The 24385-nt window shown below is 54.3% G+C and carries 22 protein-coding genes and 1 riboswitch; of the genes, 10 read left to right on the forward strand and 12 right to left on the reverse strand.

Annotated elements, in window-relative coordinates; all coding sequences use genetic code 11:
- Positions 1-17: 17 nt before the first annotated feature.
- From EGY08_RS13535 to nudC, 10 genes are all read right to left on the reverse strand, one after another.
- Positions 18-2156, reverse strand: a complete 2139-nt coding sequence (locus tag EGY08_RS13535) for a peptidase domain-containing ABC transporter (protein ID WP_123828582.1) — start codon at positions 2154-2156, stop codon at positions 18-20.
- 65 nt (positions 2157-2221) lie between these two features.
- Positions 2222-3169, reverse strand: coding sequence for an ABC transporter (locus EGY08_RS13540; protein ID WP_123828583.1), 948 nt, complete (start codon positions 3167-3169; stop codon positions 2222-2224).
- Positions 3169-3843 carry a DsbA family protein gene (locus tag EGY08_RS13545; RefSeq protein ID WP_112167351.1) on the reverse strand — a complete coding sequence of 225 codons (675 nt, stop codon included), beginning with the start codon at positions 3841-3843 and terminating at the stop codon, positions 3169-3171. Before EGY08_RS13545 ends, EGY08_RS13540 begins: the two co-directional genes overlap by 1 nt.
- Positions 3844-3966: 123 nt before the next feature.
- Entirely contained in the window at positions 3967-4161 is a 195-nt protein-coding gene (locus tag EGY08_RS13550) for a DUF4762 family protein (RefSeq protein WP_004127617.1), read from the reverse strand.
- An 830-nt stretch (positions 4162-4991) separates the two neighbouring features.
- Complete coding sequence (locus EGY08_RS13555) at positions 4992-5684, reverse strand: DUF1481 domain-containing protein (RefSeq protein WP_032742229.1); 693 nt, start codon at positions 5682-5684, stop codon at positions 4992-4994.
- 12 nt (positions 5685-5696) lie between these two features.
- Positions 5697-5969: a nucleoid-associated protein HU-alpha gene (gene hupA, locus EGY08_RS13560; RefSeq protein WP_004097675.1), complete on the reverse strand. Its 273-nt coding sequence runs from the start codon at positions 5967-5969 to the stop codon at positions 5697-5699.
- A gap of 186 nt (positions 5970-6155) precedes the next feature.
- Positions 6156-6746 (reverse strand): YjaG family protein, encoded by a 591-nt coding sequence (locus tag EGY08_RS13565; RefSeq protein ID WP_004097673.1) that lies wholly within the window; start codon positions 6744-6746, stop codon positions 6156-6158.
- Between the two features lie 42 nt (positions 6747-6788).
- On the reverse strand, positions 6789-7460 hold the full coding sequence (gene nfi, locus EGY08_RS13570; RefSeq protein WP_004127613.1) for a deoxyribonuclease V: 672 nt from the start codon (positions 7458-7460) through the stop codon (positions 6789-6791).
- 9 nt (positions 7461-7469) lie between these two features.
- On the reverse strand, positions 7470-8534 hold the full coding sequence (gene hemE / locus EGY08_RS13575) for a uroporphyrinogen decarboxylase (protein WP_004127611.1): 1065 nt from the start codon (positions 8532-8534) through the stop codon (positions 7470-7472).
- A gap of 166 nt (positions 8535-8700) precedes the next feature.
- Positions 8701-9474 carry an NAD(+) diphosphatase gene (gene nudC / locus EGY08_RS13580; protein ID WP_004127606.1) on the reverse strand — a complete coding sequence of 258 codons (774 nt, stop codon included), beginning with the start codon at positions 9472-9474 and terminating at the stop codon, positions 8701-8703.
- 95 nt (positions 9475-9569) lie between these two features.
- Here nudC and EGY08_RS13585 point away from each other — a divergent pair, with 95 nt between their 5' ends.
- The 10 genes from EGY08_RS13585 (at position 9570) to EGY08_RS13630 (ending at position 18335) form a co-directional block, all read left to right on the forward strand.
- Positions 9570-10067: an Rsd/AlgQ family anti-sigma factor gene (locus tag EGY08_RS13585; protein WP_004127603.1), complete on the forward strand. Its 498-nt coding sequence runs from the start codon at positions 9570-9572 to the stop codon at positions 10065-10067.
- 54 nt (positions 10068-10121) lie between these two features.
- Positions 10122-10235, forward strand: a riboswitch (TPP riboswitch).
- Between the two features lie 85 nt (positions 10236-10320).
- On the forward strand, positions 10321-12216 hold the full coding sequence (thiC, locus tag EGY08_RS13590) for a phosphomethylpyrimidine synthase ThiC (protein ID WP_004127600.1): 1896 nt from the start codon (positions 10321-10323) through the stop codon (positions 12214-12216).
- A complete protein-coding gene (thiE, locus tag EGY08_RS13595) occupies positions 12216-12851 on the forward strand; it encodes a thiamine phosphate synthase (RefSeq protein WP_049115698.1) in 636 nt (211 codons plus the stop codon). Before thiC ends, thiE begins: the two co-directional genes overlap by 1 nt.
- Entirely contained in the window at positions 12844-13599 is a 756-nt protein-coding gene (gene thiF / locus EGY08_RS13600) for a thiazole biosynthesis adenylyltransferase ThiF (RefSeq protein WP_004127595.1), read from the forward strand. Before thiE ends, thiF begins: the two co-directional genes overlap by 8 nt.
- On the forward strand, positions 13583-13783 hold the full coding sequence (gene thiS / locus EGY08_RS13605) for a sulfur carrier protein ThiS (protein WP_004127593.1): 201 nt from the start codon (positions 13583-13585) through the stop codon (positions 13781-13783). Before thiF ends, thiS begins: the two co-directional genes overlap by 17 nt.
- A 1-nt stretch (position 13784) precedes the next feature.
- The gene (gene thiG / locus EGY08_RS13610; protein WP_004127590.1) at positions 13785-14555 is read left to right on the forward strand and encodes a thiazole synthase; all 771 of its coding nucleotides are present in this window, start codon (positions 13785-13787) and stop codon (positions 14553-14555) included.
- Positions 14552-15685, forward strand: a complete 1134-nt coding sequence (thiH, locus tag EGY08_RS13615; RefSeq protein ID WP_123828584.1) for a 2-iminoacetate synthase ThiH — start codon at positions 14552-14554, stop codon at positions 15683-15685. Before thiG ends, thiH begins: the two co-directional genes overlap by 4 nt.
- 318 nt (positions 15686-16003) lie before the next feature.
- Entirely contained in the window at positions 16004-17536 is a 1533-nt protein-coding gene (locus tag EGY08_RS13620; RefSeq protein WP_049113760.1) for a sensor domain-containing diguanylate cyclase, read from the forward strand.
- A gap of 217 nt (positions 17537-17753) precedes the next feature.
- The gene (locus EGY08_RS13625) at positions 17754-18014 is read left to right on the forward strand and encodes a PTS sugar transporter subunit IIB (RefSeq protein ID WP_009652762.1); all 261 of its coding nucleotides are present in this window, start codon (positions 17754-17756) and stop codon (positions 18012-18014) included.
- 3 nt (positions 18015-18017) lie between these two features.
- Positions 18018-18335: a PTS lactose/cellobiose transporter subunit IIA gene (locus tag EGY08_RS13630; protein ID WP_004097651.1), complete on the forward strand. Its 318-nt coding sequence runs from the start codon at positions 18018-18020 to the stop codon at positions 18333-18335.
- Between the two features lie 35 nt (positions 18336-18370).
- On the opposite strand, the gene dcuB is transcribed toward EGY08_RS13630, so the two are convergent.
- Both dcuB and rpoC read right to left on the reverse strand, forming a co-directional pair.
- Positions 18371-19711 carry an anaerobic C4-dicarboxylate transporter DcuB gene (gene dcuB / locus EGY08_RS13635; RefSeq protein ID WP_004127583.1) on the reverse strand — a complete coding sequence of 447 codons (1341 nt, stop codon included), beginning with the start codon at positions 19709-19711 and terminating at the stop codon, positions 18371-18373.
- A gap of 410 nt (positions 19712-20121) precedes the next feature.
- A complete protein-coding gene (gene rpoC / locus EGY08_RS13640; RefSeq protein WP_004127580.1) occupies positions 20122-24345 on the reverse strand; it encodes a DNA-directed RNA polymerase subunit beta' in 4224 nt (1407 codons plus the stop codon).
- Positions 24346-24385 lie beyond the last annotated feature (40 nt).

Consider the following 24385-nt stretch of genomic DNA (forward strand, 5'->3'; position numbering starts at 1 on the left):
TCGACTGCTTGCGAAACTCATGCCGGCTCTCCTTCAGGGGTGAGCGCGTAACTATCAGCGCTCGGCAGCGCTTGTATGCGGCCATTTTTCATCGAACAGAGGCGGTCAAACAGCCCCAGCGTTGTCTCGCTGTGGGTCACGGTAATCAGCGTTTTTCCGTATTCACGACAGTGGTCAATCAGCGCGCGCATCACCTGCTGCGCGGTCTGTTCGTCCAAATTGGCGGTCGGCTCATCCAGCACCATCACAGGACAATCGCTGTACATTGCACGCGCCAGCATCAGACGCTGGCGTTGCCCAAGCGAGAGCGCGGGGTGGCTTTCGCGAATCAGCGCGTTTTGTTTTCCCGGCAAGCTATCAATCACTTCTGTCAGATTCAGCCCGCGCAATGATTTATCGATACGCAGTTGCTTTTTCTCATCATATTCGCGATCGAACAGCGTGATGTTTTGCAGCACGCTGGTATTGAACAGGATATCTTCCTGGCTTTGCAGGAAGAACAGCTTCTGCGCCTGGCGGCTGCTGACAGGCAGTCCGTCGGCAAGAATATCTCCCGCCTGAGGTTCGATAAGCCCGGTGATAACTTTCAGCAAGGTACTTTTCCCCGCGCCCGACTCACCGACAATCGCCAGCGTCTCCCCCTGTTTCAGCATCAATGACGTCCGATCGAGCACCGGTTTGCCGGGATCGTAAGCATACTGAAGCTCACGATAGTGGAGCCGCTGAGTGAACCTCGCAGGCGGCAGTAGCCCATCATGTCTCTCTTCTTTGACCTGCGGGAACAGATCGGCAGCACGGGTATCGATCACGTGTAGCTGGTTCTTACGCAGTACAGAGAAGAAAATCTGCGTAATGTAGGCCGTAAAAATCTGCCGCACGAAGCTGTAGGCAAAAAACTCACCCAGCGAGATGCGGTTGTCCTTCAGCAGCGGCAGTGCCAGCAGCATGAAAAAAACCATCTCAAGGCTACCAATCAGTTGATACAGGCTGCTCTTCACCTGTTCATAGACTCTCTGCTTCTGACGACAGTCAAATAGGGATAACGCGTATCGGGCGAACGCCGCCTGGCGCTGGCCATGCAGTCCGGCAGCTTTCAGCGTGGCAAAGCCCTGAATGGTTTCCAGCAGAAAATCGCTTTGCTCGGCGCTCTTCGCCTGAATTTGCTGAGTGAAATAGCGGTCGCGGAAAATCGCCCAGACGCTCACCAGCCCCATGAGCGTTACGCCAACGGCGGAGATGGCCGCCAGCATCGGGCTGATGAAACACATCACGCCCAGCGCGATGACGCCAACCACCCAGTCCACGCGTAGACCGTTATCCAGCTCAATTTTTTGCGCCGCCGCCAGCTGCCAGTTGGAGAAGCGGCTGTAGATTTCGCCCGGACTGCGCTTTTCAAAGTAAGAGAGCGAATGTGTCAAAAGGCGGGTAAAACCGCTGAGGCTTTGCATCACCACAAAACGTTTGATAAACCGCTCGGTTACGCTGCGCACAAGGAACGCCAGCAGGGTCGAGACCATGAAGGCCAGTAGATAGTAGAAATACGGAAATTCAGTCTGGCCGCCGGAAGAGAAAACGTTATTGATAGCCGAGCTGAGCATCACCGGCATGATGAACAGGGTCAGAGAAACCAGAAACGCCAGCACCATCAACCGATAGATTCCGGGAATCGCCGCGGTCTGCTTCAGGCTCATGCACGCCAGCGCGCGAAAACGTCGCGTGCGTTTATGCTGCTCCACAGGTTGAGCGGCGTTTTCCGCTTCCCGGTCGAGCACCAGCGCATAACCGCTAATTTCCGATTTAAGGGCAGCAACAGGCAAAAGCTGCTCACCAATCGCCGGGTTCATCACGCACACGTAGCTGCCCTGGCGATATGCCAGCAGCACATAGTGACTCGCGCCATAGTGCAAAATAGCCGGTAAAGGGAGTTCGGCAATCTCATCCAGATCGAAAGCCACCGGATAGGCCGGGATCGCCAGCTCAGCAAGGATGTCGCACATGGTTGAAAGCGCGGTACCATGGGCGGATGCCGGGAAGCGCTCGCGGAGCTCTTCAAGCGGCGCATTAAGCCCCTGAGTTTCTGCCAGCATGGAGAGACATGCCAGCGCGCACTCGTTCGTTTCTGCCTGATAAACCATTTGCGGAATAATATTGTCCATAATAGATCCCCTGGAACGTCCTGTTCTCTTCACTAATATTGCCGGGCTGTACTCTGTTCACATCCTTAATCATTGATGAAAAACAGCGAGTGAGAATGCCACAACATCCAGTCGGTAGAATGCTCACGAATACTTTGTTCAATAATGAGTGGCATTTCCTGCTTAAGTTTTTTTGCCGGAACGGGCTCATGAATAATAACTTTCAGCCCCTGCTCATAATAAAGATGATAAAAAACCACCTTCGCTGACATCATTCTCGCCATGCGGATAATGCCGCTGTGCAGATTGGCCTGGCGACCGAATAACTGACAATGCAGTTTCTCGGTTTTGTCCTTGCTGGCAAACTGCGTGAAGTCAGGTGTAATATCGGGAAACAGAATAATATTCCTTTTATTTTCAGCCGCCTCCATCACCGACATCATCAGATTGCCGGCAATATTTTTATTATCCTCATGAATTGAGCAATACGTGAGATTCACGCCACCGAGCTGACGCTCGGCTTCAGAGTGAGCATTAGCGCTGCGGGAGGTAATGACCGTCGCTTTCCCTGGAAATACCGCCGCGCCAACCATCGTACTTAGTACGTCTGAAACCATATGCAGCGGCGCGAGAATGACCGGCTGGCGCGCACGTTGTAACGGTTCAACAACGGCATTAAGCTGCGCGGAACACGCAGCGAGCTCCTGCATTATTCGGCGATTTTGTCCGTAGGTGACCGCCTGAACCAGTAGCTGCCGGCGCTGGGTCAGCCAGATGTAGTCAAATTTCTGCTTATCGTTGAGCAGACAGCGACGGTTTGATTGGGCAACGGCTGCCCGTAGCTTCAGATCGCGTCGTGTCAGCCCTAAACAGCGGCTGACATGCGAGAAGGCAAAAACAACGCGATAATTCAGGCGCCGGAACAGTAAACAATGCGCCCGGTAGGCGATAAGCTGGAGTTTATACAAAACCCATTGATATTTCACAATGAGGTTTTTCCAAAACAACGCACTCCACAGGGCAAAGAATTTCATTATTTCTCCGGCGCTTGTTCGGTTTCTAATAGTGAGATTAATTTATCAGAGAATACCGGAAAATCACTGTCCTGGAATGCCACCCACTTTTTGGCCACAATAAAGGCCGGCGTTGCATTAATGTTATAATAACGGGTCACCTGGGTCATATAATCCATCAGTTCTTTGACTTTCACGGACTGGCTGACTCTATTGTATTGCGCAACGCTAATCTTATTCTCTGCCAGCCACGCGTCGCGTTGGGCTGCATCACTTAAATCAATTTTACGCTTTATGACCGCGTCGTAAGCGCTTTTGCGGTGCGCCTCTTCAATGCCCATAACCTGCAGGGTAGCAAACACCGTTGCGTAGCGCGCCAGTCCGCCCTGGCCATCCAGGTTGAAGTGAAGACGCGCCAGCTTCTTGCCCGCTGGCATACGCTTTTCCAGCATATCCACGTTCTCTTCGTTCACTTCACAGTAATGGCAACCGTATGAAAAAATTTCAATAATATCTTCCCCGCCGACCAGCGGACTGTTTGCGACTTTTTCCGCCGCCAGCGATACCAGCGCCTGCTGCTCAACATCACCTTTTTGATTGAATACAAAGGCATGGAACCAAGCGGTGGTAATCAACGCTGAAACTACCGCAACAAAAACGGTATAAGCAAAAAGGGGAAGAATTCTTTTTTTCACGGGGGCTTTTCATCCTGAAAATAATATTTAACAGAGTCAGGTGAGCGTTGTATAAAAATACAACGCCCTGGCAGAATAAATACGAATCCTATTTACTCTGTTTTAATGAGAAACAGCTGTTTCTCAGCCTGCATTACCGCAGTTTGACATGGCTGCTGGGGTATAAGACTTAGTCACAACACCGTTCTTGTCAGTGCAGGTGTTTACTGCGTTACATACAGTTTCATCACCGACCAGGGTCAGTTCGAAGGTGTTAACGCAGGTAGTGCAAGTACCGCCAACAATTACGCTAGCTTCAGTCATGGTCATCTTTTTCATCTGTGATATCCTTATTTAAAATGAATACTAGGTTGAACATAGCGTTCACTGGCATATTTCCAGTCTATGCCCATTATTAAGAAGTTATTATTAAACATCCTCTTTATGTACCCGAAACAATACCCTGGAAGATTGAACATTCAGGTTTTCATTAGCGGATACGGCGCATTGTAGCCGTGGTTTTTTCATTGAGCAATACGCTGACAACAGCCTTGAACGATGATTATCAGATAAAGCACAACGCGCTGTGTGGGATTTTTCTTATGAAATCTTAAGAAAATAGAATAGCAAAAACTATATTCGCTCCAGATACCAGATCCCGTCCTCCACAGTAGCAGGATTTTTCTTATGAAAAACTGAGATGGCAAGATCATGTAATAAAAAATTTTTATAAAAAAATAATGACGAAACTTGCTTGAGGAAAATCGTGACTCATCTATTTCAATTCACATTTCATTAATATCTATTCATCGCACCGTTGCGGATAGACATATAGTTTCACATAGTTAAACCATTGCAAACGAAGACGCAAAATTTCATTTCTCATCTTTTTGGAGGAGCACCCTGTCGTAAAAGAACATAACAATGGGCTTCACTGCGGCGCCCTCATGTCGTTTGAAGTGACAAACCGTAAGCACTAAGCCACCATGCGCAATCCAACATACGCGTTCACGATCCAGACGCGTTAAAACTGAATGAGACGCTCAAGGGGAAAACCAGGGTCTGAAAGAATTGCAGCGCGCGAGGCGCAGGCGGGGGATTATCTACGACTGGGCGGCTTTCGGCTTGAAGAATACCGCGGTGGAGCGAATGGAGATAGCGAGCTGAGTTCAGAAACTTTTTTCGGTCGGCTGCCAGGTACAAAAGTCTTCGTTTGCCACCAGCAGCAGCTGAGAGCCTTCCGGCGCTTCCAGCCACGCTACGCTCACCTCAACGGATGAGTGATTCTGGCGACGCTCAATATGCGCCAGCGCCAGCGTATCGAGGTCAGGTTTCACGGTCTGACCTTCACAGGTCGTCACCGTCCTGTTGGCGTGCCAGCGCCCCTGGCGCAGCATAACGCGTCCCTGACGCAAAGCATCGCTGGTCTGGCGTATTTGCTCAGCGCGATAGCGGTATAAGGCGACCTGATCGCTGGAAAGCTGCTGCTTCTGCCCATCGATTTCACGCTGCATAAAGCTGAGTTCGCCTTGCGCATCAAAACGAGCGCGAATATGTTCCGGGGGTTTGCCGTAGACGTTGATTTCAATCAGCGCGAGCTGGCCATCCTGCCAGCGGTACTCGCTGGTCGAGGTATTACCATGACGCCATGGACTGAAGGCCGCAAGGAGACGGACCTCGCTGTCGGAATCTTTGCGCCAGATACGCATCGCCCCCTGGTTATCCGCATATCCGCTGGCGGTAAACGGCGGGAGAGAGGAATCATGGCTGCAGGCAGTGAGCAGCAATACGCCTACCAGCGCCAACGTGCGGCGCCAGGTAGACAAAAGGGGCCGACAAGCCCCTTCGATAAAACTGTACACTGCCACGCGGTCTTACTTAACTGCGTCTTTCAGAGCTTTACCTGAAACAAATGCCGGTACGTTTGCTGCGGCGATTTTGATTTCATTACCGGTCTGCGGGTTGCGGCCAGTACGCTCAGCGCGGTGGTTCACTTTGAAGGTACCGAAACCAACCAGTTGAACAGCATCACCTTCTTTCAGAGACTCGGTAATTGCAGCCAGGGTAGATTCCAGGGCAGCTTTCGCCTGTGCTTTGGACAGGTCAGCTTTGTCCGCAATTACATCAATCAGTTGAGTCTTGTTCATAAGTTATCCTTACAATGTGTTTATCGCTTGCTAAGCATCGAGTGCGACGGAAATGCCTGAAAAGCACTCTCCTGCATACACGCACCGATAGCCACGTTTTTTCGCCCCCCAAATGTAGACCAGACGGGGGGCGGAATGGAAGCCTTCAGACGCTACAATTCAGGCGGTAAATCACGTTTTCTGGTCTCATTGCTGAAAATTTATACCAATATTGCTCTCGCCGGCCTCGCGAAGGTCTGCCCGTAGCCCTTTGATCAGTTCAATATCGCGTTCTTCGCAGTCGGCCAGAAGACGGAAAATCTCCCACTGAATATCCCATTCTTGTTCAACGGCCGGGTTTTCTTTGAGCTCTTCGTCGGTCATTTCGCGACCAGCCTGGGTCATTTCCAGCATCGCGACGGTGGTAATCGAACTCTTGCTGACTTCAATGGCATGTTCGAGCGTTTCGCCGCTCAGCCGCGAATGAATCAGTTCACTCAGTGCGACGCAGGCATCGATCGCCGGATAAACGCCGTACAGGTCGTAATCATCTGCGGCAGGAATCGCCTCCTCCAGTTTTTCCAGCTGGCTGTCGAAATTCACCTTGGCATCTTTTACCGTCAGCGTTTCCCAGATCAGATCGAGGATACGGCGATAGAGCTGGCCATCAGCGAACTCAGTTTGCTGGCAAAACATGGCGTAGTTGGGGTACATCCGCTCGCACAGGCAGGCCATAAAGGTCACGTGCTGCCAGCTTTCCAGCTTCTCCAGACGCAGATGAATCGGATTTTGTAACATGATGAAATCTCGAAGTCAGAAATTAGCCGCAGTGTACCTGAATCAGCCGCGATTTGCTTGCCAACGCACAAACGCCGGGCGTCGGGACGCCACCGCATCAGCCCAGCGCGTCGGCTCAGGCAGGCGATAGCCTTTCAGGCAGCGTTCGACCCACATCAGCGCGCTATCCAGGCCCACGCGGTGCCCGGTACTCACAAATAGGGGATTACAGCGCGTTTTACTGCGCAAAACCCACGCCAGCTGGTCGCCTTTATCCAGCAGTGGCGCCAGCGCGCCGGGTTCATCGCCCAGCGCCTCGAACTTACCGCACAGCCTTTTTTTCGCCACGCCGATAGTCGGCACATCCACCAGCAGACCAAAGTGGCTGGCGACGCCGAGGCGGCGCGGGTGGGAAATACCGTGACCATCGACGAATAAGAGATTTGGCTTCTGCGAAAGCTGCTCCCAGGCCGCCAGCAGCGCGGGGGTTTCGCGAAAGGAGAGGAAGCCGGGGATATAAGGCATCGTGGTCGCGACGCGCGCGACCTGATACTCCACCAGCTCCAGGGAGGGATAGCTCAGCAGCACCATCGCCGCCCGGGTCACCTCTCCCTCTTGCTCAAATCCAACATCCGCTCCGCCGATCAGCGTCGGCAGATCCTGGTCCAGCCGATCGCCTCGTTCAACCGATGCCGCCAGGCTGATCTGCTGGGTGCGTAGCGATGATAAATCCATAATCACTCCTTAGCGGTGGTATGGCGCCGACAACCGATGCACAGCCTCCACAAATACGCCCGCATGTTCCGGGTCGACGTCCTGATGAATTCCGTGCCCAAGGTTAAAGACATGGCCTTCGCCCTGGCCAAACCCGGCGAGAATGGTCGCCACCTCTTCTTCGATGCGCGCCGGAGGGGCATACAGCATCGAGGGATCCATATTGCCCTGCAGGGCGACTTTATGGCCGACGCGACGCCGCGCATCGGCGATATCGGTAGTCCAGTCGAGCCCCAGCGCATCGCAGCCGGTTTCCGCCATCGCTTCTAGCCACTGCCCGCCGCCTTTGGTAAACAGCGTCACCGGCACGCGGCGGCCATCGTTTTCACGCAGTAGACCATCAACGATTTTATGCATGTAATAGAGCGAGAACTGCTGGTAATCCCGGCCAGTCAGCGCGCCGCCCCAGGTATCAAAAATCATCACCGACTGCGCGCCCGCTTTGATTTGCGCATTCAGGTACAGCGTGACGCTTTTCGCCAGCTTATCGAGCAGTGCATGCAGGGCCTGCGGCTCGGCGTACATCATCTTTTTGATCACCGTAAACGCTTTGCTGCTGCCGCCTTCAACCATATAGGTCGCCAGCGTCCACGGGCTGCCGGAAAAGCCAATCAGCGGCACTTCCCCCTTCAGCTCACGACGAATCGTGCGCACGGCGTTCATCACGTAGCCAAGTTCATCTTCCGGGTCGGGAACCGGTAATTTATCAACATCTGCTTTACAGGTGACAGGTGAGGTAAAACGCGGCCCTTCCCCGGCTTCGAAATAGAGCCCCAGCCCCATTGCATCCGGAATAGTGAGAATGTCCGAGAAGAGGATAGCCGCGTCCAGCTTATAGCGGCGCAGCGGCTGCAGCGTCACTTCACAGGCCAGCTCGGCGTTTTTACACAGCGACATAAAATCGCCCGCCTCGGCGCGGGTGGCTTTATATTCCGGTAAATAGCGGCCCGCCTGACGCATCATCCACACCGGGGTGACATCAACCGGCTGGCGTAGCAGCGCGCGCAGGTAACGATCGTTCTTCAGTTCGGTCATTTTTACATTCCTTTAGCGTTGATGCGCCAAGTTTATACACAAAATCATTCAATGTGGATCGAGGCGGCAATTGAATGAACCCCAGAAGCTTACTCAAGTAAGTGACTGGGGTAAGTGAAAGCAGCCAACAAAGAGGCAATTTGAAGGATAAAGTGTATGTAACATGTCACTCATACTCTGCCCGACACATCGCCACGGTATCTTCAATCAGGCGGCGCGCCACGGTGCCCGGCGGCGGCAAAAGCGGTAAATTGTCATAGCGATACCACCCCGCCTCCAGCAGCTCTTTCTTGTCGATGACAATCTCGCCGCTATCGTACTCGGCCATAAACGCGGTCATCAGCGATTGCGGGAACGGCCAGGGCTGAGAGGTCACGTAGCGCAGGTTTTTCACCTTAATGCCGCTCTCTTCCATCACCTCGCGGGCAACGGTCTGCTCCAGGGTCTCACCCACTTCGACAAAACCGGCCAGTACCGTGTGCACGCCGTTGCGATGGCGAGTATGCTGCGCCAGCAAAATAGCGTCATCCCGGCGGATGGCGACGATGATGCAGGGGGCGATTTGCGGGTAATAACGTTCGCGGCAGTGGCTGCAAAGCATCGCCCATTCGGTTTTGCTGGGATGCATCGGATGCCCGCAGTAGCCGCAGAATTTGTGCGATCGATAAAACTCCGCCAGCTGAATCCCGCGCCCCGCAAGTTGAAAAAGGCCGGCATCCTGATCGAGCACCTGGCGTAGCGATCCCATCTCATGCCGGCGATCCTGGCGCACCAGCCACACCGGATCGCCCTGCCATTCTCCGATTCGCAGCGCGGGCTGCCCCGCAAGATTAAAATTTACCGCTTCGCCGTAGGGCAATTCTCCGCCGGGCAACCATAATTTCTGTTCGTGGCTGACGATCCACCAGCCGCGATCTAATTTTTCAATAATACGATCCATATCTATTGCACTACCTTTATTTTACTGGCACTTTTAACATTAAATTTACATTTTGGTGAGCAACGTATTTCTCTTAAATCCTTGCGGAGTCAACCATGTTAAACCAGCTGGAAAACCTGACGGAACGTGTTGGAGGCAGCAATAAACTGGTCGATCGCTGGCTACAAGTACGTAAGCATTTGCTTGTGGCTTACTACAACCTGGTTGGCCTGAAGCCTGGCAAAGAATCATTTATGCGACTTAATGAGAAAGCGCTGGATGATTTTTGTCAAAGCCTGGTGGACTACCTCTCCTCCGGCCATTTTAATATTTATGAACGCTTTATCGGCGAATTGGAAGGCGATACGCCACTTTTAGCCGCCACGAAGATTTATCCACAGCTCCAGGCCAATACCCAGCAGATCATGGATTATTACGACTCCTGCCTCGAAAATGCCATCGATCACGATAACTACCTTGAGTTCCAGCAGGCGCTGTCGGATATCGGCGAAGCGCTGGAAGCGCGCTTTGCGCTGGAAGATAGCCTGATCGCCCTCGCCGTCGCCCACAGTCAAAAAGATAACGTCAGCGACAATATCGCGCCGACCGCTTGAGTTGTGAACCATTAACGCGTAGTTTACATACATTCCCCCTCGCTGAGAGGGGATGTCATCTTGTCGGAGTGCCCATTTTCCACACCGGAAAAGGCTGAGACCGTTTATTCGGGATCCGCGGAACCTGATCAGGCTAATACCTGCGAAGGGAACAAGAGTAAACTGCGTTTAGCGTCAGCCTCTTCAGGGCCGATCGCATCTGTTACTCCATCCGTCGTCTGGCAAGCCATATCCTGTTTAACTGGAATGAGCTATGTCTACAACAAAACTCACGCGTCGAGAGCAACGCGAACACGCCCAGCGCTTTATCGACACGCTGGAAGGTACCGCATTTCCCAATTCACAGCGCATCTATATCCACGGTTCGCGGGAAGATATTCGCGTCCCGATGCGCGAAATTCAGCTTAGCCCGACCCTTATCGGCGGCAGCAAAGATAATCCGCAATATGAAGCGAATGAAGCGATTCCGGTCTATGACACCTCTGGCCCCTACGGCGATCCGAACATCGCGATTAACGTTGAGCAGGGTCTGAAAAAACTGCGTCAGCCGTGGATTGATGCGCGTCACGATTGCGATGAACTCAACGACCGCAGCTCGGCGTATACCAGAAAACGGCTGGCGGATGATGGACTCAACGAGCTGCGTTTTACCGGCCTGCTCACACCCAGGCGCGCCATGGTCGGGAAATGCGTGACTCAGCTGCACTACGCCCGGCAGGGGATTGTCACCCCGGAGATGGAGTTCATCGCCATTCGCGAAAATATGGGCCGCGAGCGTATTCGTAGCGAAGTGTTGCGCCGGCAGCATCCGGGCGTTGGGTTTGGCGCGCGGCTGCCGGAGAATATCACCCCGGAGTTTGTGCGCGCTGAAGTCGCCGCCGGGCGCGCGATTATCCCGGCCAATATAAATCATCCAGAATCCGAGCCGATGATTATTGGCCGCAACTTCCTCGTGAAGGTTAACGCCAATATCGGCAACTCAGCGGTTACCTCATCGATTGAAGAAGAGGTCGAGAAGCTGGTGTGGTCGACGCGCTGGGGAGCGGATACGGTGATGGACCTTTCCACCGGCCGCTATATTCACGAGACCCGCGAATGGATCTTGCGTAATAGCCCGGTACCGATCGGTACGGTGCCGATCTACCAGGCGCTGGAGAAGGTCAACGGGATCGCCGAAGATCTTACCTGGGAAGCCTTTCGCGATACGCTGCTCGAGCAGGCTGAACAAGGGGTGGACTACTTTACCATCCACGCGGGCGTACTGCTGCGCTACGTGCCGATGACTGCCAGGCGCCTGACCGGCATCGTCTCCCGCGGTGGCTCAATCATGGCGAAATGGTGCTTATCCCATCATCAAGAGAACTTTCTCTATCAGCATTTCCGCGAAATCTGCGAAATCTGCGCCGCCTATGACGTCTCGCTGTCATTGGGTGATGGCCTGCGTCCCGGTTCGATTCAGGATGCCAACGATGAAGCGCAGTTCGCCGAGCTGCACACCCTGGGCGAACTGACCCAAATCGCCTGGGAGTATGACGTACAGGTGATGATCGAAGGCCCGGGTCATGTGCCGATGCAGATGATTCAGCGCAATATGACCGAAGAGCTGGAGCACTGCCACGAAGCGCCTTTCTACACCTTAGGGCCGCTCACCACCGATATCGCGCCGGGCTACGACCACTTCACTTCGGGTATTGGCGCCGCCATGATCGGCTGGTTCGGCTGCGCGATGCTCTGCTACGTGACGCCAAAAGAGCACCTCGGCCTGCCGAATAAAGAAGACGTTAAGCAGGGCCTGATTACCTACAAAATTGCCGCCCACGCCGCCGACCTCGCCAAAGGCCATCCCGGCGCGCAGATCCGCGATAACGCCATGTCGAAAGCGCGCTTTGAGTTCCGCTGGGAAGATCAGTTCAACCTGGCGCTCGACCCGTTCACCGCTCGCGCTTACCACGACGAAACCCTGCCGCAGGAGTCCGGCAAAGTGGCCCACTTCTGCTCCATGTGCGGCCCTAAATTCTGTTCAATGAAGATAAGCCAGGAAGTTCGCGACTATGCCGCCGCGCAAACCATCGAAGTGGGGATGGCCGATATGTCGGATAACTTTCGCGCCCGCGGCGGTGAAATCTATCTACGTAAGGAGGAAGCCTGATGTATCAACCCGATTTTCCATCCGTCCCTTTCCGCCTGGGGCTTTATCCGGTCGTTGATAGCGTTGCGTGGATCGAACGCTTGCTGGATGCGGGCGTTCGCACTGTCCAGCTGCGTATCAAGGATAAACACGATAGCGAAGTCGAAGACGATGTGGTTGCCGCGATCGCGCTGGGGCGCAAGTATGATGCGCGCCTGTTTATTAATGATTACTGGCGTCTGGCCATCAAACATCAGGCCTACGGGGTGCATTTAGGCCAGGAAGATCTGGAAACCACCGATCTCCGCGCCATCCGCAACGCCGGGCTGCGTCTGGGAGTTTCCACGCACGACGATATGGAAATTGATATCGCGCTGGCGGCTCGTCCCTCTTACATCGCCCTCGGGCACGTTTTTCCAACGCAAACCAAGCAGATGCCCTCCGCCCCGCAGGGACTGGAGCAGCTCGCGCAGCACATTCAGCGTCTGGACGATTATCCGACCGTGGCGATTGGTGGCATCAGCCTTGAGCGTGCCGCGGGGGTACTGGCGACCGGCGTCGGCAGCGTTGCGGTGGTCAGCGCCATTACTCAGGCGGCCGACTGGCGACAGGCAACGGCTCGGCTGCTCGAGATAGCGGGAGCCGGTGATGAATGACAGCGATTTTATGCGCTATAGCCGCCAGCTGCTGCTGGAGGATATCGCCATTGAAGGCCAGCAAAAACTGTTGGCCAGCCGGGTGTTGATCGTGGGTCTTGGCGGGCTGGGCTCTCCCGCCGCGCTCTACCTGGCCGGGGCCGGCGTCGGCACGCTGGTGCTGGTCGACGACGACGACGTGCATGTGAGTAACCTGCAGCGACAAATTTTGTTCACCAGCGAGGATATCTCGCGGTCCAAAGCCGCTGCCGCCAGGGCCCGGCTGGCTCAGCTAAATCCGCAGATTGCGCTGATTGCGCTTAAGCAGCGTTTAGGCGGAGAGGCCCTACAGGATGAAGTGGCGAAGGCCGATGTGGTACTGGATTGCACCGATAACATGGCAACCCGACAGGCGATCAATGCCGCCTGCATCGCGCTTCAAACCCCGCTGATTACCGCCAGCGCCGTCGGGCTGGGGGGCCAGCTGATGGTACTGACGCCGCCGTGGGACCAGGGCTGCTATCGCTGCCTGTGGCCGGACGCTAACGAGCCTGAGCGCAACTGCCGTACGGCGGGCATCATCGGCCCGGTGGTCGGCATGATGGGCACGTTACAGGCGCTGGAGGCCATTAAGCTGCTCGCCGGCATGGCCACGCCGCGTAACGCGCTGCGCCTGTTTGATGCCCGCACCAGTAGCTGGCGCACTCTCGCGCTCCAGCGGGCTCAGGGTTGTCCGGTCTGTGGAGGGCAGCATGAAGGTGTGGTTTAACGATGAACCGCTGCAGTGCGCCGAAGCGACCTCCGTCGCCGCTCTGCTCACTCAGTTGGGTCAGCAGCAGCCGGGCGTCGCGCTGGCGCTCAATCAATGCATCCTGCCGCGTGAACGGTGGGAAGATCATCTTTTGCAGGAAGGCGACCAAATCCTGCTTTTTCAGGTTATCGCTGGAGGCTGATATGTTACGTATTGCGGATAAAACGTTTGAGTCCCATCTTTTCACCGGCACCGGTAAATTCGCCGCCCCCGACGTCATGGTGGAGGCCATTCGCGCCTCCGGCAGCCAGCTGGTGACGCTGGCGATGAAGCGCGTCGATCTTCGTCAGCATAATGACGCGATCCTCGCGCCGCTGTTGGCGGCTGGCGTTTGCCTGCTGCCCAACACCTCCGGCGCCAAAACGGCGGAAGAAGCCGTCTTTGCCGCCCGTCTGGCGCGTGAAGCGCTGGGTACCCACTGGCTGAAACTGGAAATTCACCCGGACGCCCGCTGGCTGCTCCCCGACCCGATTGAAACGCTGAAAGCGGCAGAAATTCTGGTACGGGAAGGTTTCGTGGTGCTGCCCTACTGCGGAGCCGATCCGGTGCTGTGCAAACGTCTGGAAGAGGCGGGCTGCGCGGCGGTGATGCCGCTCGGCGCACCAATCGGCTCTAATCAGGGACTGGAAACCAAAGCGATGCTGGAAATTATTATCGAACAGGCCACGGTCCCGGTGGTCGTTGATGCGGGTATAGGTGTACCGAGCCACGCGGCGCAGGCGCTGGAAATGGGCGCTGACGCGGTACTGGTGAATACCGCTATCGCCGTGGCCGACGATCCGGTAACCATGGCCCGCGCCTTCCGCTTAGCGATTGATGCCGGATTGCTGGCGCGGCAGGCTGGTCCGGGCGCGCGCAGCGCGCAGGCGCAGGCCACCAGCCCGCTGACCGGCTTTCTGGAGGCGCGGGTATGAACACCTTCACTGACCGTTGGCGGCAGCTGGACTGGGACGACATTCGCCTGCGTATCAACGGGAAAACGCCTGCCGACGTTGAACGCGCCCTGGCGGCCAAACAACTTAGCCGCGATGATATGATGGCCCTGCTCTCGCCCGCCGCCGCGAATTATCTGGAGCCTCTGGCCCAGCGCGCCCAGCGCCTGACTCGCCAGCGTTTTGGCAATACCGTCAGCTTTTATGTCCCGCTGTATCTCTCGAATCTCTGCGCCAACGACTGTACCTACTGCGGTTTCTCCATGAGTAACCGCATCAAGCGCAAGACCCTGGATGAGGCGGAAATTGCCCGCGAATGCACGGCGATCCGCGCAATGGGCTTTGAGCATCTGCTGCTGGTCACCGGCGAACATCAGGGCAAAGTCGGTATGGACTATTTTCGTCAACATCTGCCCACGATTCGCCGCCAGTTCGCCTCGCTGCAGATGGAGGTCCAGCCGCTGGCGATGAAAGAGTACGCCGAGCTGAAAACCCTCGGCCTGGACGGGGTAATGGTCTATCAGGAGACCTATCATGAAAGTATGTATGCGAAACATCATCTGAAAGGGAAAAAGCAGGACTTCTTCTGGCGGCTGGATACGCCGGACAGGCTCGGACAGGCGGGGATTGATAAAATTGGCCTTGGCGCATTAATTGGCCTCTCCGACAGCTGGCGGGTGGATTGCTTTATGGTGGCGGAACATCTGCTGTGGCTCCAGCAACACTACTGGCGAAGCCGCTACTCCATCTCCTTTCCGCGGCTGCGTCCTTGCGCCGGGGGAATCGAGCCCGCCTCGTTAATGGATGAACGACAGCTGGTGCAGACCATCTGCGCTTTCCGCCTGCTGGCCCCGGAAGTGGAGCTCTCGCTCTCCACCCGCGAATCTCCCTGGTTCCGCGATCGGGTGATCCCGCTGGCCATCAACAACGTCAGCGCATTTTCGAAAACCCAGCCAGGCGGGTATGCCGATAACCATCCTGAGCTGGAGCAGTTTGCGCCTCATGATGACCGTCGCCCGGAAGAGGTCGCCCGCGCGCTGGTGGGCAGCGGGCTGCAGCCGGTATGGAAGGATTGGGATAGCTGGCTGGGACGCGCTTCCCACTCGTCATGATGAAGAATGTCATTTCTTAAATGTTCTTCGTGCACGATCGTAATAAGAGAAACGGAAGATTGTGGTTATATTTCCGTTTCTCTATTCTGCCCTCGTCAGCAACGGATGCTGTCCAGGGCGAATAATAGCTTTTCCTCATTTCGCCCTGCTCCATCTCTGCGCCGCAAGGGTAATTCCATTAATATCGAATATTAATCAGTCCATATCACAACGTCAGAGTTATAATTACCAGTGTTTTATCTGATTCGCTCAGCAGGCATGCTGGCTAAACCTGCGTCTTCACCCACGGTTTAACGCTTCTGGAACGATTTACGACTCATGGCTCGTCATAATAGAAAGCTCTCTTTCACCACGCCGATCGTCATCGGGTTTGCGGGTATTTTAATCAGCTTCTTGCTCATCGCGGTGTTTGCCACAATGACGCAGAGGAAAGATTTTCTCGAAGATTATCATCATATTAACCGCAATTTTACCCACAATATGGCGACCAACTACACGGAGACGCTGCTGCAGGGCAACGACTTTATCCTCACCCGTGCCGCCACTTTCTTTGCCCGCAATGATGCGCTGAATGAGGCGGTTAACGTCAATCCTGAAAAAGGGTTGATGCAGCTCATGCAGTTGCAAAATATGATGCAGACCGTTTCGTCCATCTCGCTGGCGGATACCAATGGGCACTATCTGCGCGCGCCCGAGGTTCTGAAAACCGAAGACAGCCAGTCCTTCGATGCCAAAACAAGGCCGTGGTTTATTAAGCAAGCGGAAGCCAGTACCTTTAGTCTGTATACCAGCCCGTACAACGACTACTTCACACATCATCCGACCATTACCCTCTATAAACCCATTATTTCCCCGGAAGGGCGACTGAAGGGCAGCCTCGCTTTTCATCTCGATCTCACTTCAATGGGCTATGCGTTACGGCAAATGGTTGCTCCGGTCCAGGGGGAGTTTTTTGTGGTGCAACGCGATGGTAAAGTCGTTCTCCATCCCGATCCTGGCGCTTTGTTTAAACCTTACGTCAGTGAAGCCTTGATGGACAGAATGACCAGCGGCGAAGGCCAGCTTTACGATACCGATACGGACACCTGGTACTATTATTACTCCTTTACCAACCCCGACTGGTTTGTTATTTATCGGGTCGATAACGCGACGCTGGTCAACTTAACGCGCCATGAAACCGATATCGTCGCCTGGAGCTTTGCCCTGGCCGCGATCGTCATTGTGCTGTTTGGCCTGTATTTACGCCATGCTTCACGTACGGTGTTGATGAACATCATCAATGCGATTAAAACCGGGGATGTTAAGCGTGCCCCGCGGTTGGAAGCGATGCTCAGCAAAGCCATCGAGAGCAATAAGCAGCGCGAGTTAACCTACGTTCGCCAGGCGACCATCGACGCGCTAACCGGCTGCAAGAACCGACGCGCCTTCGACAGCGATATCGCCGCGCTGATGAACGATCATCATCCCTTCTCTCTTGCGCTGGTTGATATTGATAACTTCAAAACGATAAACGACACCTGGGGCCACCTCAACGGCGATATCGTGCTGCGCAACGTCGCCCGGGAAGGACTGCAAATCCTTCAGCCCCTGCAAATTTCACTTTACCGCTACGGCGGCGAAGAGTTTGCGGTGATATTTTCCGGCGGACATATCGATAACGCTCTGATGTTGCTGGAAAGCTGGCGAGCCAGCGTCGCGCAGCGCTCCTGGCGTGAAGAAGGATTGACGGTCACCTTTAGCGCGGGCCTGGGCGAATGGAATATGGAGCCCCTGGAGCAGCTTGTCGTGCGCGTTGATGAAGCGCTTTATAAAGCCAAGCAGCAGGGCAAGAATCGTATCGTCCGCACCTAAGAGAGCACGCTACTATAGGCCCGGCGGAGCGGGCTTTTATCGTTTTCAACCCTAAATCCGAAACCGGTTTCATTATTTTGTGATGACTTACACACAATCACCGTAAAGCGGTTGTCCCACCCGCCAGCCCGCGATAAAGATGGTATATCAAGGAACATAAGGGCCATCAACTATGAAGAATATCGTTTTATGCTGTGCCGCAGGTATGTCCACCAGCATGCTGGTTCAACGAATGCAGGCCGCTGCGCAACAAAAAGGCGTGGAAGTCTCGATCAAAGCCGTACCGGTTGCCGAATTTAAAGATAATCTTGCGGCTGCCGATATTATCCTGCTCGGTCCTCAGGTGAAATATGAGCAAGCCAAGCTACAGGCTATGGCCGACCCTTTTGGGAAAAAAGTCGCCGTTATCGATATGATGGATTACGGTATGATGAAAGGCGATGCCGTGCTTGATAAAGCCCTGAAGTTGATGGAGTAAGAAATGGAAGATTTAGAAACGATCATCATGGAGCTTCTGGTTAACGCCGGTTCAGCGCGCAGCTCGGCTTTAACCGCTCTGCAGCTGGCGCGTAAAGGCGATTTTGCCGCCGCCGAACAGGCGATGGCGGAATCCCACGAATTCGTCAAGCATGCGCATAAAATCCAGACCCAGCTTATCGGCATGGACGAAGGCAGCGGTAAGCTTCCGGTTAACCTGATCACCGTGCACTCCCAGGATCACCTGATGAACGCGATGGTCATTCAGGATCTGGCAACCGACATGATTGAACTCTATCGCCGAATTCCGCTCGCACAATAACGTCAACAGGCGCCGCTATCGGCGCCTGAATCCTCTTAAAGAAATCCGTACATTGCCGCAAACACCCAGCCAAAGACGCAAGAAACGCTGACGCCAATAAGTCCGGGGAGAATAAAACTATGGTTAATCACAAAGCGGCCGATATGCGTGGTACCTGAGCGATCGAATTGAATCGCCGCCAAATCGCTTGGGTAGGTCGGCAGAATATAATAACCGTAGCAGGCGGGCGCGGAAGCGACGATGTAGGCCGGGTCGACGCCAATCGCCAACGCCACCGGGACGATCGCCGCCAGCGCAGCCGCCTGGGAGTTAACAAACTTCGATACCAGCAGCAAAACGATAGCGTAGGCCCACGGGTACTCCTTCACCATCTCACCGAGCACGCCTTTAATCTCGGTCATGTGCGCGCCGAACATCGTTTCCGCCATCCACGCGATGCCGTATACGGCAACGATAGCGATCATCCCGGAACGAAACACCTCATTTTTGGAGATCGAAGCCGGATTGGTTTTCGTAATAATGATGATGAGCGCCCCGGAGAGCAGCATAAACATCTGGATTACCAGTACCATCGACAGCGGCTTACCGTCGAATGCCGGACGCAGTTCGGAGAAGGCGCCGAGCAGGGCGACAACCGCGATGGAGGCCAGAAAAATCCACATCGCGATCCAGTTACTTGTCGGAAGCTTCTTATCCAGCAAAGTGGCCGTGTCGCCATAAACGTAGTGGCGGTTTTCCGGCACCGCGATAAAGGCCTGGAACTCCGGGTCTTTATCGAGATCTTTGCCGCGAAACCAACTAAAGATACCAATGGCCAAAATCCCCAGCAGCGTAGACGGAATGGTTATTGCCAGCAGATCGAGAAACTCAAGGTGCTTACCGTTAAAGGTAAAATTGCCAAGCATCGCCACCAGCGAGACGACTGCCACGGAAACCGGGCTGGCGATAATCCCCATCTGCGCGCCGATCGAGCTGGCGGCCATAGGTCGCTCCGGACGGATGTTATTTTTGATGGCGACATCATAAATAATCGGCAGGATGGTATATACCACGTGCCCCGTGCCGCAAAGAATCGTCAGCGTACAGGTGACGAATGGCGCGACGATCGAGACATATTTCGGGTTTCGCCGCAGGAGCTTCTCGGCAATCTGCAGCATCACGTCTAACCCACCGGAAGCCTGCAGCGTCGCCGATGCGGCCACGACGGCGATAATCACCAGCATGACATCGACGGGCGGTTTTCCAGGCTTCAGGTGAAAAACAAAGACCAGGATGACTAACCCAATTCCGCCTAAAAGGCCGAGCGCAATGCCGCCCTTTTTCGCGCCATAGAACAGACAAATTAAGATAATGATAAGTTGTATAGCAAATTCCATACATCCCCCAGAAGCTATCCATTAAATAACGACAATACTCTCCGCTTTGTTTTTATTTGTTCACCTCCTCCATCGCCTTTTTGACGGGCGTAACAATCCCCTCGGCTGCGGTAAACCGAAAAGAACAGGGAAAGTAATCACATGATTATTTTAGTTTTTTGACTATATAGCGTTTGCGGTGCTTATTTTTTGATACGTGTAGAATTTTCACCCATTAATGAATGATGAAAATCAGAAAAGAAAATAAATAATTACGGCAGATGCTTACATTTGCTAATTAATTGCAGCAAATATATCAATAAAATGTGATCAAAAAGTAGATGACAGAAATAACGATAATAAACTGACAGGCAATAAAAAAGCCAGTCAGGTTACCTGACTGGCTTTTTGAGCGCTTAGCGAATCAACGATTAATCGTTGTCAGAACCGCCCAGACCGGCGTTCAGCAGTTCTGCCAGGTTGGCAGACGCTTCTTCCACGCTTACCTGCGGCGCTGCAGGCAGTTCGCCCGCTGCGCGACGGCGCATACGATCCTGGTGGTACGCATAACCGGTACCGGCCGGGATCAGACGACCCACGATAACGTTCTCTTTCAGGCCGCGCAGTTCGTCGCGTTTACCCGCAACGGCTGCTTCGGTCAGGACACGCGTGGTCTCCTGGAACGATGCGGCAGAGATGAACGATTCGGTTGCCAGAGACGCTTTGGTGATACCCAGCAGATCGCGGGCGAATGTTGCCCCCACTTTGCCGTTCGCTTCCAGATCGCGGTTTGCAATCTTAACGCGAGAGTATTCAACCTGTTCGCCTTCCAGGAAGTCGGAGCTACCGGCGCTTTCGATGGTCGCTTTACGCAGCATCTGACGAACGATAACTTCGATGTGCTTATCGTTAATCTTAACGCCCTGCAGACGGTATACGTCCTGGACTTCGTTAACAATGTAACGCGTCACAGCATGCACACCACGCAGACGCAGAATGTCGTGCGGCGCTTCCGGACCGTCGGAAACCACGTCACCACGTTCTACACGTTCACCTTCGAACACGTTGAGCTGACGCCACTTAGGTATCATCTCTTCGTACGGATCGCTACCGTCTACCGGGGTGATAACCAGACGACGTTTCCCTTTGGTTTCTTTACCGAAGGAAATGATGCCGCTGATTTCAGCCAGGATTGCCGGCTCTTTCGGACGACGTGCTTCGAACAGGTCGGCAACGCGCGGCAGACCACCGGTGATGTCCTTGGTACCGCCGGATTCCTGCGGTACACGCGCCAGGGTGTCACCAGAGCTGATCTGTACGCCATCTTCCAGCTGAACAATCGCTTTACCCGGCAGGAAGTACTGCGCAGGCATATCGGTGCCAGGGATCAGAACGTCATTGCCCTGAGCATCAACGATTTTCAACGCCGGACGCAGGTCTTTACCGCCAGTGGTACGCTCGGCAGAGTCCAGAACCACCAGAGAAGACAGACCGGTCAGCTCGTCGGTTTGACGAGTAATGGTCTGGCCGTCAATCATGTCAGTGAAGCGGACGAAACCACTCACTTCCGTGATAACCGGCATGGTGTGCGGATCCCAGTTTGCTACGGTTTCACCGCCGGCAACCTGCTCGCCATCACCTTTCGCCATAACGGAGCCGTAAGGCACTTTATAGCTCTCTTTGGTACGACCGAATTCGTCGATCAGCTTCAGCTCGGTATTACGGGAAGTAATAACCAGTTTGCCGCTGGAGTTCACAACCGACTTCGCATTGCTCAGACGGATGCTACCTTTGTTTTTCACCTGAATGCTGGATTCAGCAGCCGCACGAGATGCCGCACCACCGATGTGGAACGTACGCATCGTCAGCTGTGTACCCGGCTCACCGATGGACTGTGCCGCGATAACGCCGATAGCCTCACCTTTGTTGATGATGTGGCCACGCGCCAGGTCACGACCGTAGCAGTGTGCACATACACCAAAGTCGGTGTCGCAGGATACAACGGAACGTACCTTGACGGAGTCAACGGAGTTCTCTTCCAGCAGATCGCACCAGTGCTCGTGCAGCAGCGTATTGCGTGGAACCAGAATGTCCGCCGTACCCGGCTTCAGAACGTCTTCAGCGGTCACACGACCCAGAACACGATCGCGCAGCGGCTCTTTAACATCGCCACCCTCGATAACCGGGGTCATGGTGATGCCTTCCAGAGTGCCGCAGTCATCTTCAGTCACCACCAGGTCCTGCGCGACGTCAACCAGACGACGAGTCAGGTAACCGGAGTTCGCCGTTTTCAGTGCGGTATCCGCCAGACCTTTACGCGCACCGTGCGTGGAGATGAAGTACTGGAGTACGTTCAGACCTTCACGGAAGTTCGCGGTGATTGGCGTTTCGATGATGGAGCCATCCGGCTTCGCCATCAGACCACGCATACCGGCAAGCTGACGAATCTGAGCAGCAGAACCACGCGCACCGGAGTCGGCCATCATGTAAATGCTGTTGAAGGAGACCTGCTGCTCTTCTTCGCCGTTACGGTTAATAACGGTTTCAGTTTGCAGGTTGTCCATCATCGCTTTGGATACACGATCGTTCGCCGCGGCCCAGATATCGATAACTTTGTTGTAGCGTTCGCCAGCGGTCACCAGACCAGACTGGAACTGCTCCTGAATCTCAGCAACTTCCGCTTCTGCTTCGCTGATGATCTCGTATTTTTTCTCCGGGATGACCATGTCATCGATACCAACGGATGCACCTGAGCGCGCTGCATAAGCAAAGCCGGTGTACATCGTCTGGTCCGCAAAAATAACGGTCGGTTTCAGGCCCAGAATACGGTAGCAGGTGTTCAGCATCTTGGAGATGGCTTTCTTACCCAGCGCCTGGTTGACGATGGAGAAAGGCAGACCTTTCGGTACGATCATCCACAGAATGGCACGACCAACGGTCGTATCTTTCAGGCTGGTTTTCGCAACGAATTCGCCGTTTTCATCTTTTTCGTATTCGGTAATACGCACTTTAACGCGCGCATGCAGAGAGGCCAGGCCAGCGCGGTAAATACGCTCAGCTTCTTTCGGGCCAGTCAGCACCATGCCTTCGCCTTTGGCGTTAACACAGTCACGGGTCATGTAGTACAGACCCAGAACAACGTCCTGAGACGGAACGATGATAGGCTCGCCGTTCGCCGGAGACAGGATGTTGTTAGTAGACATCATCAGCGCACGCGCTTCGAGCTGGGCTTCCAGCGTCAGCGGTACGTGAACAGCCATCTGGTCACCATCGAAGTCGGCGTTGTATGCCGCACAAACCAGCGGGTGCAGCTGGATAGCTTTACCTTCGATCAGCACCGGTTCAAATGCCTGGATACCCAGACGGTGCAGGGTTGGTGCACGGTTCAGCAGTACCGGGTGTTCGCGGATGACTTCGTCCAGGATATCCCAAACGACAGCTTCTTCGCGCTCAACCATTTTCTTAGCGGCTTTGATGGTGGTGGCGAGGCCACGCAGTTCCAGCTTGCCGTAAATAAACGGTTTGAACAGCTCCAGCGCCATTTTCTTCGGCAGACCGCACTGATGCAGACGCAGGTATGGACCTACGGTGATTACAGAACGACCGGAGTAGTCAACGCGCTTACCGAGCAGGTTCTGACGGAAACGACCCTGCTTACCTTTGATCATATCGGCCAAAGATTTCAGAGGACGTTTGTTAGAACCGGTGATCGCACGACCGCGACGACCGTTATCCAGCAGGGCGTCAACCGCTTCCTGCAGCATACGTTTTTCGTTGCGTACGATGATGTCCGGCGCGGCCAGATCCAGCAGACGTTTCAGACGGTTGTTACGGTTAATGACGCGACGATACAGATCGTTCAGGTCAGAAGTCGCAAAACGACCGCCATCCAGCGGAACCAGCGGACGCAGATCTGGCGGCAGTACCGGCAGAACTGTCAGGATCATCCACTCCGGCTTGTTGCCAGACTGGACGAACGCTTCCAGCAGCTTGATACGCTTGGTCAGCTTCTTACGCTTGGTTTCGGAGTTGGTTTCGTTCAGCTCTTCGCGCAGAGTTTCACACTCTTGCTCCAGATCCATGCTCTTCAGCAGGGCCTGAATTGCTTCCGCACCCATCTTCGCGTCGAATTCGTCACCGAACTCTTCCAGCGCATCCAGATACTGCTCTTCAGTCAGGATCTGCTGGCGTTCCAGGTTGGTCATACCGCCTTCGATAACCACATAGGATTCGAAGTACAGCACGCGTTCGATATCGCGCAGCGGCATATCGAGCAGCAGGCCGATACGGGACGGCAGAGACTTCAGGAACCAAATGTGGGCGGTCGGAGACGCCAGCTCGATGTGGCCCATACGCTCACGGCGCACTTTAGTCTGGGTCACTTCAACGCCGCACTTCTCACAGATCACACCGCGGTGTTTCAGGCGCTTGTACTTACCGCACAGGCACTCGTAATCTTTTACTGGCCCGAAAATACGCGCACAGAAAAGGCCGTCACGTTCAGGTTTGAACGTACGGTAGTTAATGGTTTCCGGCTTTTTAACTTCACCAAAAGACCATGAACGGATCATGTCTGGCGATGCCAGAGCAATTTTGATCGCATCAAACTCTTCGGTTTTAGTTTGCGCTTTCAGAAACTTTAATAAGTCTTTCACGGATTTGCTCCCGTCGGAGTTAGCACAATCTGGCGCCGGG

The sequence above is a fragment of the Klebsiella sp. FDAARGOS_511 genome (assembly GCF_003812845.1).
Taxonomy (GTDB): Bacteria; Pseudomonadota; Gammaproteobacteria; order Enterobacterales; family Enterobacteriaceae; genus Klebsiella; species Klebsiella grimontii.